Annotated in this window: 15 protein-coding genes; 8 read left to right on the top strand and 7 right to left on the bottom strand. The window is 63.3% G+C overall.

Annotated features, from left to right (window positions below; translation table 11 throughout):
• The first annotated feature begins 24 nt into the window (after positions 1-24).
• Positions 25-1,677 (top strand): glucose-6-phosphate dehydrogenase, encoded by a 1,653-nt coding sequence (gene zwf / locus BJY26_RS07470; RefSeq protein ID WP_237249056.1) that lies wholly within the window; start codon positions 25-27, stop codon positions 1,675-1,677.
• On the opposite strand, the gene BJY26_RS07475 is transcribed toward zwf, so the two are convergent.
• From BJY26_RS07475 to BJY26_RS07490, 4 genes are all read right to left on the bottom strand, one after another.
• Positions 1,678-2,769 carry an ABC transporter substrate-binding protein gene (locus BJY26_RS07475; protein WP_179427013.1) on the bottom strand — a complete coding sequence of 364 codons (1,092 nt, stop codon included), beginning with the start codon at positions 2,767-2,769 and terminating at the stop codon, positions 1,678-1,680.
• Between the two features lie 78 nt (positions 2,770-2,847).
• Positions 2,848-3,531, bottom strand: coding sequence for an ABC transporter permease (locus BJY26_RS07480; RefSeq protein WP_179427015.1), 684 nt, complete (start codon positions 3,529-3,531; stop codon positions 2,848-2,850).
• Between the two features lie 6 nt (positions 3,532-3,537).
• Entirely contained in the window at positions 3,538-4,278 is a 741-nt protein-coding gene (locus BJY26_RS07485; protein WP_218852321.1) for an ABC transporter permease, read from the bottom strand.
• Complete coding sequence (locus tag BJY26_RS07490) at positions 4,275-5,309, bottom strand: ABC transporter ATP-binding protein (RefSeq protein WP_179427017.1); 1,035 nt, start codon at positions 5,307-5,309, stop codon at positions 4,275-4,277. Before BJY26_RS07490 ends, BJY26_RS07485 begins: the two co-directional genes overlap by 4 nt.
• A gap of 370 nt (positions 5,310-5,679) precedes the next feature.
• Between BJY26_RS07490 and BJY26_RS07495 the strand changes: the two genes are divergently transcribed.
• Genes BJY26_RS07495 through BJY26_RS07525 form a run of 7 tightly spaced genes read left to right on the top strand, consistent with a single transcriptional unit; the run spans position 5,680 to position 11,852 of the window.
• Complete coding sequence (locus BJY26_RS07495; protein WP_179427019.1) at positions 5,680-6,720, top strand: ribokinase; 1,041 nt, start codon at positions 5,680-5,682, stop codon at positions 6,718-6,720.
• Complete coding sequence (locus BJY26_RS07500; protein ID WP_179427021.1) at positions 6,717-7,742, top strand: LacI family DNA-binding transcriptional regulator; 1,026 nt, start codon at positions 6,717-6,719, stop codon at positions 7,740-7,742. The genes BJY26_RS07495 and BJY26_RS07500 overlap by 4 nt, the downstream gene beginning before the upstream one ends.
• Before the next feature lie 4 nt (positions 7,743-7,746).
• Positions 7,747-8,403, top strand: a complete 657-nt coding sequence (locus BJY26_RS07505) for an ECF transporter S component (RefSeq protein ID WP_179427023.1) — start codon at positions 7,747-7,749, stop codon at positions 8,401-8,403.
• 2 nt (positions 8,404-8,405) lie between these two features.
• Positions 8,406-9,224 (top strand): energy-coupling factor transporter transmembrane component T, encoded by an 819-nt coding sequence (locus BJY26_RS07510; RefSeq protein WP_179427025.1) that lies wholly within the window; start codon positions 8,406-8,408, stop codon positions 9,222-9,224.
• Positions 9,215-10,066 (top strand): energy-coupling factor ABC transporter ATP-binding protein, encoded by an 852-nt coding sequence (locus BJY26_RS07515; RefSeq protein ID WP_179427027.1) that lies wholly within the window; start codon positions 9,215-9,217, stop codon positions 10,064-10,066. Before BJY26_RS07510 ends, BJY26_RS07515 begins: the two co-directional genes overlap by 10 nt.
• Position 10,067: 1 nt before the next feature.
• Positions 10,068-10,862, top strand: coding sequence for an energy-coupling factor ABC transporter ATP-binding protein (locus BJY26_RS07520; protein WP_179427029.1), 795 nt, complete (start codon positions 10,068-10,070; stop codon positions 10,860-10,862).
• A gap of 33 nt (positions 10,863-10,895) precedes the next feature.
• Positions 10,896-11,852 (top strand): nucleoside hydrolase, encoded by a 957-nt coding sequence (locus tag BJY26_RS07525; protein ID WP_179427031.1) that lies wholly within the window; start codon positions 10,896-10,898, stop codon positions 11,850-11,852.
• 150 nt (positions 11,853-12,002) lie between these two features.
• On the opposite strand, the gene BJY26_RS07530 is transcribed toward BJY26_RS07525, so the two are convergent.
• From BJY26_RS07530 to BJY26_RS07540, 3 genes are all read right to left on the bottom strand, one after another.
• A complete protein-coding gene (locus tag BJY26_RS07530; protein WP_179427033.1) occupies positions 12,003-12,722 on the bottom strand; it encodes a siderophore-interacting protein in 720 nt (239 codons plus the stop codon).
• Positions 12,723-12,763: 41 nt separating this feature from the next.
• On the bottom strand, positions 12,764-13,690 hold the full coding sequence (locus BJY26_RS07535) for a LysR family transcriptional regulator (protein WP_179427035.1): 927 nt from the start codon (positions 13,688-13,690) through the stop codon (positions 12,764-12,766).
• A 100-nt stretch (positions 13,691-13,790) separates the two neighbouring features.
• Positions 13,791-15,284 (bottom strand): aldehyde dehydrogenase family protein, encoded by a 1,494-nt coding sequence (locus tag BJY26_RS07540; protein ID WP_179429847.1) that lies wholly within the window; start codon positions 15,282-15,284, stop codon positions 13,791-13,793.

The following is a 15,284-nucleotide window of genomic DNA, read 5'->3' on the forward strand; positions in this document are numbered from 1 at the left end:
GCGTCTTTCACTCAAGGTAACAAGATGGGGAGAGAATTATTCCGGCGGACTATTTGCTGGCTACGTAGCGGCCAGGGGCCGCCGCTCGATGCCGCGCTCGAGGTGCTCTACGCGGCCGATGACCGGGGCCGGCAAGCGGACCTGACGGTTGTCGGAGACGAGCAGTCGTGGAACTATGCCGATATGCCCGAATATGCCGAATTTCCCATCGCCCATCCCGCTACCGGAGCGCGCCCGTACGGGCACACGGAAGAATCGCTGCCGCCGTTCGTGATAGTGCTGTTCGGCGCCACCGGCGATTTGGCGAGGCGCAAACTGCTTCCCGGGCTGGCTCATCTGGAGCTTTCCGGGCTCGCACCCGACGTCCGGATCATCGGCAGCGGACTTGACGACATCAATGACGAGCAATTCCACGATCTTGCCCGGCGGGCGGTCGCTGAATTCGGCCATCATGCCATGACCGACGAAGCGTGGAACGCGTTCGCGACCAAACTCAGTTACGTGCCGCAAACTGCCGGTGCCGATGCGCTGGCTGCCGCGGTCCGCGCCGCCGAGCATCACCTCGATGGCGACGCGCAGCTGTTGCATTACCTCAGCGTGCCGCCCTCGGCTGCCCTCGACGTGATCACGATGCTCAATGACGCCGGACTGGTCGAGCGCTCGCGAGTCGTGATGGAGAAGCCGTTCGGCACCGACTTGGCCAGCGCGCGCGACTTGAACGCCTTCGTGCATCGGACGTTCGACGAGAAGCAGCTCTTCCGCATCGACCACTTCCTGGGGAAGGAAGCCGCACAGAACATCCTGGCGTTCCGCTTCGCCAACGGGCTCTTCGAGCCGATCTGGAACCGCAACTTCATCGATCACGTGCAGATCGACGTGCCCGAAACGCTAGGGTTGGAAAACCGGGCAGGGTTCTACGAAGCGACTGGCGCCTACAAGGACATGGTGGTCACCCACCTGTTCCAGGTATTGGCGTTCGTGGCCATGGAGCCGCCCACGGCGCTCGAGCCGCAATCAATCAGCGAGGAAAAGAACAAGGTGTTCCGTTCGCTGTTGCCGATCGACCCGAACCATGTCGTGCGCGGCCAGTTCTCCGGATATCGGGACGACGCGGCAGTCGCCCGGGATTCCGACACCGAGACCTTCATCGCCCTCAAATGTTTTGTGGACAACTGGCGCTGGGCGGGCGTGCCGTTTTATTTGCGCACCGGCAAGCAGCTGGCCGAGGGACAGCGGATCATTTCCATTGCGTACAAAGAAGCGCCAAAGAGCATGTTCCCGCCGGGATCCGGCGTCGAGTCGATGGGCCCGGACCACCTGACTTTCGACCTGGCAGACGAGTCGAAGGTGTCATTGTCGTTCTACGGCAAACGGCCGGGGCCCGGCATGAAGCTCGACAAGCTCAGCATGCAGTTCTCTACCGAAGAAACAGACCGGGCCGGCGACGTCCTCGAAGCGTACGAGCGCTTGCTTCTCGACGCCATGCGCGGCGACCACACGCTGTTCAATTCCGCGGAAGGAATAGAAAGCCTGTGGGAGAAGTCGGCGCCGCTTCTCGCCGATCCGCCGCCGGTGCGGCCGTATGCGCCGGGCTCCTGGGGGCCCAACGCCATTCACCAACTCATTGCTCCGTATGCCTGGCGGCTGCCGTTCGAGCGCGCCTGGCGCGAGAAGTGATCAGGAGTTGAGCCCATTGGCCTCCAGGAATTTTTGGGCGACTGTGGACGCGTCCTTGTGGTGCGTTTGCACGGCGATGTCCATTGTTTGAACGGCTTTCAAGGTCAGCAGCGACGACACCCAGTTCAACGTCTTCGTGAATTGCGGCCCTTCCGCCTTGACCACCGACTGCTTCACGACGGGCGCCACATGCTGGAATCCCATGATGTGCTTGGTGTCGTTCAACGCCAGGTATTTACCGGCGTTCACCCCGCTGGCAAAGGCCGGATCGGTGCTGAACGCGTCACCCACGTTGCCCTGGCCTTTGTTGATGGCCTTGTACTGCTGGCCCGGAGGAGCTCCGACGAAGTTGACCTTGGTCAGTCCGTACGCCTTTTGCAGCCCCTTCAAACCGGCGAACCGGGTGCGGCTCGGCGGCTGGGCCACGTAAGTGACTCCTTGCCCCTTTGCGCCGACGTTCGTCAGATCGCCGACCGACTTCAAATTGTTCGCCTTGGCAAACGCGGTCTTCACAAACAAGACGTCAACATCTTGGAACGGTGTCTGCTTGAGCAATGTGGCATTGCGGTGCGACTGTTCGAACTTCTTTGCCGCGTTGTATGTTGCGACGTCGCTCTTTTGCGGGCTCTTCTTGGCCACGCTGCTGACGATCTCTCCCAAATATTCCGGGTACAGATCGATCTGCCCGGACTTGAAGCTGGTGTCGATGATCTCCGATCCGCCGATATTCGGCTTCACCGTGACCGTGTACCCCTTTGCCTTCAACGCGATTTGGTAAAGGTCGCCGAGTAGAAACTCTTCCGGGAAATTCTTGTCGCCGATCGTGACCGACGGCTTGCCCTGTCCCGGTGTTCCGTTGGGCAGAGAAACGTTGTGCGCGGTGACCGGCGACAACCCGCTGCCACTGCTCTTTGATGAATTCGACGACGCATTCGATGACTTCGACGACGATGATGAGCTACTCGTCGATGCGGCGTTGGATTTGGAGTTGCCGCTGCATCCGGCGGCCCCCAGTGACAATGCGACGAGGGTCGCTGTGGCAATTGCGCCCCGCCACGGACGCGACCCGGCCCCGCCCGTTCTGTTGAACATGGTCAACATTAGTTACTCGCTTCCTTTCAACTTTCAGCGAGATACGCGAGAGGAGTACGGGTTCAAGAGTCCGGAGCGTCATCCGGGATTTGCGTTCGCGGCCAGTTTCAGTCCGCGCGGCGTGAGCAGTCGTTCGGCGCCGGCCAGCACGAGTTCGCCGACCAAGGCAATGACGACGGCCACGGCCGTCGCGGCAAGCACGCCGCCCAAGCCGAAGCTGCCGATATCGACGATGACGTCGCCGAGCGTGCCCGAGTAGCCGGAGAACGCCGCCAGGTACGCGGTGGCCACCACATACACCCATGCGGTGCGCACGCCCGCCATCACGAGCGGCACACAGCTGGGCAGCTCCACTCTCAGCAGGATTTGTCGGCCGGTCATCCCCATGCCCTGTGCCGCTTTCACGGTTCCCGGGTCCACGCCGTCAACCGCGACGAAGGCGTTCGTCAGGATCAGCGGCAATGCCAAAATCACCAGCGCCACGGTGATGTTCACCAGACCGAAGCCGTAGATGCCAATGCCGATGGCGATGATCGACAGGGTCGGCAAGGCACGCAACACGTTGCCGCCGTTCACGGCGATGAACGACAGTTTGTGGATATGTCCGACCATGGCGCCGATCGGCAGTCCGATGACTATCGCGATCGCCACGGCCAGCGCCGATAGCTCGATCTGTTTCACTCCCTCGGCTACCAGCATCCGACCCTGCTGGGTGAAGAACGTGCCGATGTCCACTACAAGACCGGCCGCTATGACGTGCACGTCGGCTCACCCCTTCGCCCGGGCCCGTATCCACGGGGTGATTGAGCGCTGCACGATCACCAACACCAGGTCGGCGGCGAACGCCAACAAAATGGCAAGGACGCCCGCGGCGATCAGCTCGGTGGTGAACGTGGTGTGCAGTGCAAAGAAGATCGGATTGCCAAGACCCAGCGGCGTGACGTCGGCGGCGATGGTAGCCAGCGAAATCACCGTCACCGCCGAGATCCGCACGCCGGCCATGATCGACGGGATCGCCAACGGCAGATTGACGCGCAATAGCACCTGTCGCGGGGTCATGCCCATTCCGGTGGCCACCTTGATGGCATCGGCCGGCACCGATCGCAGACCGGTGAGCGCATTGCGGAACATCAACAAGAACGTGTACCCGGTCAGACCGATCTCGATGGTCATCAGGCCCAACCCCGTCACCGGCACGAAGAGCAGGAAGAATGCCAGCGACGGGATCGTGTACAACAATGTCGAAAACGCGGTGAAGCCGCGTTCGAACCAGCCCACGCGGTAGGCCAGCAGCGCCGCGGCCAACGAGATGATCAAGCCGCAGACCACGGCGATCACGGTGATGTAGATGTGCTGCACCAAGGCCGGCTCCAACACGCCGGCCCAATTGGTGCGGACCCAACTCCAGCAAAATGTCTGGCTGGACGTACAGCTCGACGATCCGAACGACGGGATGACAGGGCCCGCCTGCCAAGCCGGCAGAACGATGGACGCTGCCGCGGAGGTCACGGCGCGCCGTCCGTCCGGCGATGGGCGGCAACCGCCTCGCGCAACTCGTCGAGTGTGACCGCGCCGAGCGTCGTCCCGTCGTTCTCGGTGACGCGCACCGCGCTGGCGTCGGTGGTGAAGAGTCTCGACAGCCCGACGCGCAGCGAGGCGTCCGCGCTGATGGTCGGAACATTCGGCTTGGCCTCGAGCGACGGGTCGGGGTGCACGATGTCGCGCATTCGGCGCAACGACAACCGTTTCAAGCCGCGGTCGGCGCCGACGAAGTCCGCCACATAGTCGTCCACCGGGTGGGCCAGCAGATCGTCGGCCGTGCCGAACTGGGCAAGTATGCCGCCTTCGCGCAGCACCGCGATTCGGTCGCCCATCTTGATGGCTTCGTCGATGTCGTGGGTGACGAAGATGACTGTCTTATTGATCCGTTCCTGGAGTTTCAAGAACTCGTCCTGGAGTGCGGAACGGGTGATCGGATCGAGCGCGCCGAACGGCTCGTCCATCAGCATCAGTGGCGGGTCGACGGCCAGTGCGCGGGCTAGCCCGATGCGTTGCTGTTGACCGCCCGACAGCTGAGCCGGATAACGGCCGGCGTAACTCCGGTCGAGCTGTACCAGGTTCAGGAGCTCCAGCACGCGTTCGCGGATCCGGGCCCGTGGCCACCCGAGCAACTTTGGCACGACTGCGATATTGCCGGCAATGGTCATATGCGGGAACAGGCCGATTTGTTGGATCACATAGCCGATCGCGCGGCGCAGTTCGGTGGTATTTGCCGAGCGGACGCTCGCCCCGCCGATCAGGATGTCTCCGTCGGTCAAGTCGATGAGCCGGTTGACGAGCATCATAGTCGTGGTCTTGCCGCCGCCGGACGGGCCGACCAAGCAGCAGATCACGCCGGCCGGGATAGTGAACGACAAGTTGCTGATCGCCGGTGCTTCTTGGCCGGGGTAGCGCTTGGTGGCGTTCCGGAATTCGATCTCTACCTGCGATTGTCGCCGCACGCCGGATGCGGCAATCGGGTCCGTTTCGTCATGGGTCATATCGCGACGCGATCCGACTGCCAGTCGAAGCGGTCGATAGCGAAGGATTAGCCGTGACGCTGCTCGTTCGTCTCGTGGCTTTGCCTCCTCGCTGCTCGGGAACTACTCCTTGATCAGCCTCCAATTCGCAATCGAGTTAATTAAATAGTCCTGCGAAGTTAATGCGTCGTCAAGACAATCGAGCCGAACTTGGCCGAACTGCAACTGCCGCAGTGAAACCGCGGGGCCGAGGCATTGTCGGGTAGTGACTCGGCCCGGTTTTGACTCGTCCGCTTCCGCGGCCTACAGTGATTGCCATCACGCATCTACGCGCGTAGATAGATGCCATGCCGACACAGCATCTCGAAGGGGAGACTTGGTGGAGCAGTCCATGACCGACGCACCTCGCACCGGGGACGTCATTGTTCTGGGATCGATCAATGTCGACCACTCCATTTATGTGGATGCCTTCCCCGAACCCGGCGAAACGATCCTGGCCCGAGCCGGCGCCAAGGGCCTGGGCGGCAAGGGCGCGAATCAATCGGCTGCCGCGTCCCTGCTCGGTGCCACAGTCCATCTGCTCGGCCGCGTCGGCGACGATGAAGCGGCTGGTTTCATCCGCTCGCGGCTGGAACATTTTGGTATCGACGCGGGGGAGCTGGCCGTCTCGGCCGATAACTCGAGCGGCGCCGCGTACATCACCGTCGAATCGTCCGGCGAGAACACCGTGGCAGTCGTGTCGGGGGCAAACGCCGATGTCGATATCGAGTCCCTCACCCGGGCCGTCGACGGCGTGATCGGGCGGCTGCCCAGCGGCGCCGCCGACGTCGTCGGGCTGGCGCAAGGCGAAACGCCGGCGCGCATGACCGCCGCGTTCGCCCGCCGGTGCCGTACGGCCGGCGTGCGTTTCGTTGTCAACCTGGCACCGGCCATCGAACTCGACAGGGCAACTATCGCCCTGGCCGACCCGCTCATCGTCAATGAAGGCGAAGCGCGCGCCGTGCACGGCCGTCTGGGCTCCGGCCCGATCGCCGTCGAAACGACGGACGACGCGTTGACCGCCGCGCGCCGCATGCTTGCCGACGGTCTCGCGGAATCCATCGTCATCACGCTGGGAGCGGACGGCGCGGTAGTGGCCCGCCGCGCGGACGGTGCGGAACCCGGGGACGCGGTCGACGCGTGGCACGAGCCATCGCCTGCCCCGGCCGGCGTCGTCGACACCACCGGCGCCGGCGACGCGTTCGTCGGCGCGCTCGTCGCACTGCTTTCCGGCGGCACGGACTTGAAGGACGCAGTCCGGTGGGCGGCAGCCGCCGGATCGGCCGCCGTCACGAAAAAGGGCACCACCGACTCTTATCCGGATCGCGAGGCGCTTGCCGAGCTGCGGTCTGCCGGCTCCGCCGGAGCCGGACCGACCAAGCCGCGCGGATGATCACCAAGAAGCGTCCGGCGACCCGCGCCGATGTCGCCCGCGAGGCCGGCACGTCGGTCGCCGTCGTCAGCTACGTCGTCAATGACGGCCCGCGCCCCGTGGCAATGGCGACCCGCCGACGCGTGCTCGACGCCATCGAGGCCGTCGGCTACAGCCCCAACTCCATCGCCCGAGCACTGGCATCCGGCGTCAGCGGCGCCTACGGATTGATAGTGCCGGACATCTCGAATGCGTTCTTCGCGGCAATGGCGCACAAGCTCGAGGACGCCGTTGCCGCGCTCGGCACCGTACTGCTGCTCGGCGATTCGGCTGAAAGCAAGGACCGGGAAAACGAACTGGTCCGGCAATTCGTGCAGCGCAATATCGACGGAATCCTCTATATCGGCGTCGACGACGACCCGTGCGTGCAAATCGCACTGGACGCCTCCGTCCCGGTCGTCATGCTTGACCGCGTGGACCGGGCCAAGCCGGTCTCGTCGATCGCCATCGACAACGTTGCTGCCGCGCGTGCCGCCACCGAGCACCTCATCGGGCACGGGCACACGCGTATCGGGATCATCGCCGGCCCACCCCAATTGTCCACGGCCGACGACCGGACGACGGGCTGGCGGCAGGCGATGGAATCCGCCGGTCTGCCCATCGACCGGGCGTGGCGATACGAAGCCCCGTTTTCGCGCCGCGGAGGCGAGAGCGCGGCGTCCGCCATCTTCGAGCGGGGCCACCGGCCCGACGCTCTGTTTGCCTCAAATGAACAGCAAGCGCTCGGACTGGTCCACGCCGCGGCGGTGCGCGGTATCCGCATACCCGACGACCTGGCCGTCATCACCATTGACGGCACCGACGACTCCGAATTCGCCAATCCCGCGCTTTCGACAGTCGTCCAGCCGCTCGAAGAGACCGCCAAATCGGCGTTCGACCTGCTCACACAACCGAGCGGCACGGCCGTGCACAGAACCTGCACATATACGCTGCGGCTTCGCCAGTCATGCGGGGCACATCATTCACGGAAAGAAACTAGGTGACACAGTGCGAAATCAAAGCCGATTCGCCCGCTTCCTGCGCGGCTACGGTCGGTTGACGATCTTCCTGATCCCGATCGGCATCGCGACCAACTTCATCGGCGGGCAGATCGCCAGCCTGCTGAAGCTGCCCATGTACCTCGACAGCATCGGCACCATCTTGGTCGGCGCGCTGTGCGGAGGCCTGCCGGGCGCGCTCGTCGGGTTCATCTCGAACTTCATCAACTCGATCACAACGCCGACGCTGATGCCGTTTGCACTGGTCAGCATCTTCTTGGGTCTGCTCGCCGGCCTGCTCTCGCGCATGGGCGTGTTCCGCAGCCTGTGGAAGACGATCGTCTCGGCAGTGCCGTTCGCCCTGATCGGGGGAGGCCTCGGCGGGCTAATCACCATATGGGTGTTTGGCGGACTCGGCGGCAACGGCGTGGCCATCATCACGGGCGCCCTGCACGCCCTGGGCATGGATTTGAACACGGCGGTCTTCGTGTCCGGCTTGCCCGCCGACTTCGTCGACAAGATCGTCACGGTGCTCATCGTGTTCTTGATCTTGAGTCGCATCCCGACCAGGTTGTTCGTGAAAGTCCCGCTCGGCCGGGCTTACATCGGCCGGACGAAGCGGGACGTCATCGACATTCCGGACGACGAGCTGGCGTTGGAGCTGTGACAATGACGAATTCAGTGCACACCGCGACAACGACCGAAGAATTTATCGAGCGGTTTCGGCGCCCGGTGTCCAGCGGCAACGTGATCCGCGATTTCAACCCGATCAACATCATTATCATGCTGGCGAGTCTGGCCGTGATGTCGTTGGCGCTGCCCGGCATCGTCCCGGCCATCGCGGTCAGCGTGGCCTACGTCGTCATTGCGTTCGCAGCCGGGGTCGGGCGGCAGTTCTCGTCGACCTTCGGCAAGCTGTACGCAATCGTCGGCGTGATCCTTTTCGTATTGCGCGCCATCTTCTTGGACATCGGCCACCAGCTGCTGACGTTCGGCCCGTTCGTGATCAGCACCGGCGGCCTCATGCAGGCGCTGCGGTTCAGCCTGCTCGTGATGGCGCTGTGCGGAGCGTTGACCTTGTTCTTTGCCATGACGCCGATGAAGAACCTGATGCTTGCGTTGGAAACCCGGGGCGTGACGCCGCGCGCGACCTACGTCATCCTTGCGTCGTTCCAAGCGATCATCGACCTGGGAAAGAACTCTCGCACGGTGATGGACGCGCAACGGTCGCGCGGGGTCGAAACGGAAGGATCGCTGCGCATCCGGCTCAAAGCGTTCGCGCCGATCCTGGCTCCGGTCTTTCTGGCCGCTATGAACCAGACCGAGGAACGCGCCCTGGCGCTGGACGCCCGCGCGTTCAACTCGCGGCAGCGGCACACGCATTTGGCCAAGCTGAAACCGGTATCGGCTGGTGAAGCCATCATCACGGCGGTGCTTGCCGCGGTTGCCGTCTTTTCGATAGTAGGGGTGTACACGTTATGGAACTGATCTCGTTGAAAAACGTGGGCTTTTCGTATGCCTACGCCGAGAAGCCGGCATTGCGCGGGATCACTCTCGATATCGAACCCGGCAAGCTGTACGGCGTCATCGGGCCCAACGGGAGCGGAAAAAGCACGCTGTGCAGCGTCATCCGCGGCACTATTCCGCATTTTCACCCGGGAGAATTATCCGGCGACGTGCTGATTTACGGACGCGACACCGTGGACTGGGATCCGGCGGAGTTGTCCAACCGGATCGGGTACGTGTTTCAGAATCCGTTCACGCAGATCAGCGGCATCAAGGACACGGTCTTCGAAGAGATCGCGCTCGGCCTGGAAAATCTCGGAGTCGAACGTGAAGAGTTGATCGACCGGGTGCGTGCCGTCATCGACCAGGTCGGAATCGACAAGCTCGTCGACAAGGACCCGAACCAGCTCTCAGGAGGGCAACGCCAGCTCGTCGCGTTTGCATCGATCATCGCCATGGACGCTGACTTCATCGTCATCGACGAGCCGACGTCGCAGCTCGACCCGGAAGCATCCGAGGCGGTCTTCGGCATCATCGAGTCGTTGAAGGCGGGCGGCAAGACCATTGTGCTGGTTGAGCACAAGATCGACCTGCTGGCCGAATACGCGGACGAGCTCATTGTGATGAAGCGCGGCGAGGTGCTCGCACACGGGCCGGCCCGTGACGTGTTGGTGTCCGAAGAACTCGCTGTCGCGGAGATCCCGCGCCCCGAGGTCACCGAACTGGGACTGGCCCTGGAGCGCGCCGGTAAACCGTTGTCATCCATTCCGATCACCCGCGCCGAAGCCAGGGAGCTTGTCGCGGCGCGCATGCAGGAGGCGTGAAATGCCGATTCAACTCAGTGATGCGTCGTTTACGTATCCCAACGGCACTCCAGCCGTCGAGAACGTGAACCTGACCATCGGCGACGGTGAACGGGTCGCGATAGTCGGGCAGAACGGTGCCGGCAAGACGACGACCGTGAAGATGATGAACGGACTGCTGCGGCCGACGTCCGGAACAGTCAGCGTCGACGGCGAATTGACGGCGGACCGTTCGGCGGCCGATATCGCCAAGTCCGTCGGCTACGTTTTTCAAAACCCGGACGACCAGATCTTCGGCAGCGACGTGCAAGGCGAGCTCGAGTACATGCCGAAGTATTACCGGTGGGACGCCGTCAAGAGGACCGAGCGCGTGAAGCGGGCCGCCATGATGACGGGCATCGGCCATTTCATGCAGCTGAACCCGAACGATCTGCCGTTCGCCATCAAGAAGTTCGTGGCAATCGGCGCGATTCTCGTTGGCGAATGCCGCTACGTGATCCTGGACGAACCGACTGCCGGTCTCGACGGGCGCGGGCTGAAGCTGTTGAACAGGATGATCGACCAGCTGGGCGCGGACGGCATCGGGGTCATCACCATCACCCACGACATGCGGTTCGTTGCCGACACGTTCGACCGGGTGGTCGCCATGGCACACCGCACGGTAATCGCGGACGGCGATGTCCATGACGTGTTCGCCGACGACTCGGTGATGCGCGAGGCCAAGCTGAAGCGCCCGGAAGTGTCGCAGCTGGCGCGCGATCTTGGGCTCAGCGACACGGCCTTGCGACTCGGCGACGTCGCAGCGCTGGTTCCGTAATCATCCACGACTGAGCAACAAGAAAGAGACACAATGAATCATTCGATCATTTTGGACGTCGACACGGGAATCGACGACGCCATGGCGATCATGTTCGCCGTCAAACATCCGGACGTGGACGTGCGAGCAATCAGCTGCGTGTCCGGCAATACCGGGCTGGACAATGTGGTGGCCAATACGCTGAAGATTTTGGACGTCGTGGACGCCCCGGACATCCCGGTCGCGGCCGGTGCGACACGACCGTTGATCGAAGAGCCGCGGGATGCCTCGTACGTGCACGGTGCCGACGGGCTGGGCAACTCGAGCCTGCCGGTGAGCAGCCGGGCGGTAGTGCCGGAACACTCGGTGGAGATGATGCGCCGGATGCTCGTCGAATCGGCGGAGAAGCTGACAATCGTGGCGCTCGCGCCGCTGACGAACGTCGCGCTGCTGCTGCGCATGTATCCCGAATGCGCCGACAAGATCGAGCGGATCCTGTTCATGGGCGGGTCGGCATCGGTTGGCAACGCGACGGCAGTCGCCGAGTTCAACATCTGGCACGATCCGGAAGCGGCGAGCATCGTGGTGAATTCCGGCGTGCCGCTGACCATGTACGGGCTCGATGTGTTCAACTCGGTCATCGTCGAGCCCGACGACGTCGCGCGGCTCACGGCCTCGGACGATCCGATCGCCTCCACGCTCGGCGCGTTGCTCGGATTCAGGATGGAAGGCGTCGACGGCGGACCCGACAACGCGTTCAGCCGGATCGGCGATGCCGGCGCCGTCTGCTCGCTCGTTGCACGTGAATTCATGAATTGCCAGACGCACGCCCTTCAAGTGGAGACGGCGGCCGGATATGCTCGCGGGCAGACAATCGTCGATCGGCGTGATCATGCCGGTGAGGACGTCGTGCACGGACTTGCCGGGCCGTGGCCGACGGCCGACGTCATCCTCGGCGCCGACGTGGATGCGGTCGTGAAGGTGTTCCTCAGCACCGTCCTCGCGGGCTGACCTCACCTTCCCCCTCCCTTCCTTCCGCAAAACGCCCCGCGGCGTAGGGAACGCGCAGTCATGACTGCGCGTTCCCTACGCCGCGGCGCGTTTTGTCGTGAGATCGAGTGGGCGGCGCATTCCGCTGGTTGAGCTTGTCGAAGCCCGCCCTCACCGTTTCCAGTATGCGGCGGCGTGAAGGTCGTCGCGCGCAACGCCCCAGGCTGACGTCGCATGGTGTCGGAGCTCGCGGGTCACTCCTGCCTCAGCGGCGATCCAGACATTGCAGCGGACCGCCGGTACCGGAAGCTCGCGCATCAGCGGTAAAAGTTCGGCGTCGCTTTCGGTCCAGTGCACGTCGACCCCGTCGCGCAGAGACAGTAGCGACCGATCGCCCGGTGGCACGGCCGCGAGAACCGTCGCCGTCCACTCATCAGGCAGCGATTCGACGATGGCGGCGATCGCCGGCATTGACGACGAATCGCCAATGAAGACGGCGTGAGACAGACAGTTGTCCTGCGCCCACTCGTGCCGAAAGCCATATAGCGTAACGACGTCGCCTCGCTCAGTACGACCGAGCCACTCCTTGATGAGGCCGGGATGCAGGACGACGTCGAAGTCTAGGGTTGCGGCCGAGGCGTTGAATCTGCGGACGGTGAGTGCACGCATTCGAAAGACTCGAGTGATCACGTTGGATTCGTGACGAGGGATGAGCCCCAGCTTGAACGCATCGGCGGGGGCGATCGGGCGTTGCTGATCGAAATTGTCACTTGTGAGCCGAACGCGCATGAAGTTTGTGGTCACGAGCCGGGCGGACTCGAAGGCGACGTCGTAATGGCTCATCGAATGACTACGCGCCGTCTCACGCAGCGCCTTGCGGAGCATCGTCATGCATCAGCCGATCACTTGAGAATAATTAAGGTGAGCCTACCCTAATTCAACGCTGATTGCTGCCGTCGCTCGCCGAGCGTCCTATCGCACTCCTCGATGAACGCCGAAGCTCGGCGCGTCAGCCGGGCGCCGGCCAAATGGGCGGCGACGACGGCGAGCCCAATGGACGCGTCTTTAACCGGCCTGGTCACGAACGGCCGGTTTTCGTAGCTGACGCCGGTTTCGGTGTGCTGAGTGAGGATCGAGTATCCGAGCCCGCGTGCAACGAGCGAGCGGACGAGTTCGAACTCGGTTGTGCGGAATCGGATCGTCGGGGACATGCCGCGACGCTCGAACAACGATTTGAAGTAATCGCCGCCGGGTGGTAGGTCGAACAAGATCATCGGCTCGTCGACAAGTTTTTCCAGCGGGACACTCTTCAATTTCGCCAGTTTGTGGTCGGGATGCAGGACGACGTGCGGCGGGATGCTTTGCAATCTCAGCTTGGTCAAGTCGGCCGGGAAGAGATCGGTGGCGAAATCGTAGTCGTACAACAATGCCACATCGCAGGTGCCATCGCGCAGCTTGTCGCACAAGTCGGCATGCGAACCGACGGTGAAATCCAAATCGACGCCGGGATGCTCGGTCAGGAAGGCATCAATGATCGGCGGCAACAAAAGCGGGGCCAGTGTGCTGTAGCACCCGATCGACAATTTGCCGGAGAACGATCCGCTCAGATCCTGCGCGTTGCTGTGTAATTCGTCGACCTGTCCTAGCAGTTGCCGCGCCTCGAGGAGTATCTGCCTCCCGACCGTCGTCACCGTCAGCCCGCGGGCATGGCGAATGAATAGCTGCACGCCCAGCGTTTCCTCGAGCTCGGCCAGCGCCGTCGAGATCGCGGATTGCGACAAATACACTCGGCCCGCAGCGGCCGTCACGCTTCCCGTCTCGGCGGCAGCGACAAAATACTCGAGCTGTCGCAGTGTCACGCGGGCCATCGATTTCTCCAAACGCTTCTTTGGGTTTGAAAGATTTTACCGCACAATCGTGCCGACTGTTCACCAGCCGGTCCCCGTCACAAGTATGTGGTCATCCGAATTGGATCCACGTGGTTTTGAGCGCCGAGTACGTGTCGATGGCGTGCAGCGACAAGTCGCGACCGAATCCGGATTGTTTGAATCCGCCGAACGGAGTCGTTACTCCGAGCGCGTCGACAGTGTTCACCGACACTGTGCCTGCCACAAGCGCTCCGGCCACTCGGTGTGCGCGGGCCAGCGATCCGGTCCAGAGAGATGCGGCGAGTCCGTAGGGGGTGCCGTTGGCAATTCGCACTGCCTCCTCTTCGCTGTCGAATGCTTCGACGGTGAGCAGTGGCCCGAAGATTTCGTCACGCAGTACCGCGTGATCGCTGGGCAGGTTGCCGATGATCGTCGGGGTAATGAAGGCGTCGGATCCGTTGATCGTCCGGCGCTCACCGCCGTGGAACAGTTCGCCGTCTGCCTTCGCCTTCTCAATGGCGCTCCACACATCGTCCGCATGGGACTTGCTGACGAGCGAGCCGGTACCGCTGGTTTCGTCCAAGGGGTCGCCGGGAAGATATGCGACGCTCGCTTCGGCAACCAGCCGGACGAACTCGTCATGGACGGCCCGTTCGACGAGCACTCGGCAATTGGCCGAGCACACCTCGCCCTGGTTGTAGAACGCGCCGGCCGCTGCCATGTCTGCGGCTACCTTCAAATCGTCGGTATCGGCGAAGACGACGTTCGCGCTCTTGCCGCCGGCCTCCAGACTGAGGCGCTTCATATTCGACTTGCCCGAATATCCGAGCAGCGTTTTCGCAACCTCGGTCGAGCCCGTGAAGGTGAGCACATCGATATCCGGATGCATGCCCATCGCTTCACCGGCCTCGCCGCCTGGACCGGGCACCACATTGAGGACGCCGGCCGGCAGGCCGGCCTGCCGAGCCAGATCGGCCAGCCGGAGCACCGACAGCGGCGATCCTGTCGCCGGCTTGTGGACGACGGAGTTGCCCATCACGAGCGCTGGCGCGAGCTTCCAGCTGGCGATCTCGAGCGGATAGTTCCACGGTGTGATGGCCCCGACTACGCCGAGAGCCTCGCGCGTGACAAGCGCGGTTGAACCCGGATCCGTCGACGGGATCTCGTCAGTGAGCTTGTCGATCGCCTCGGCGTACCATCGGAACGTGTCGGCGGCCCCGGGCACGTCCGCATTGCGCGCCTCCGCGACCGGTTTGCCCATGTCGAGGCTGTCCAAGAGAGCGAGCTCGTCGGCGTTCTCCTCCATCAGATCGGCAAGGCGGAGTAGAACGGCCTTTCGCTCACCGGCGGCGATCCGGCTCCATCGGCCACCGTCGAACGCTGCCCGTGCGGCGCGGACGGCGCGATCGATGTCGTCGGCGTTCACCGACGCCACCTCGGTGATCGTGTTGCCGGTGGCCGGGTTGACGTCGGCGACGGTCCGTCCGTTGGTGGCGTTCGTGCGTTCCCCGTCGATGACGGCGCGACCATCGATCGCCAGGGCAGCGGCGAGATCGTGCCACGAGTCCGTGTTGCCGGGTGCCAT

The organism is Spelaeicoccus albus (assembly GCF_013409065.1).
Lineage (GTDB): Bacteria > Actinomycetota > Actinomycetes > Actinomycetales > Brevibacteriaceae > Spelaeicoccus > Spelaeicoccus albus.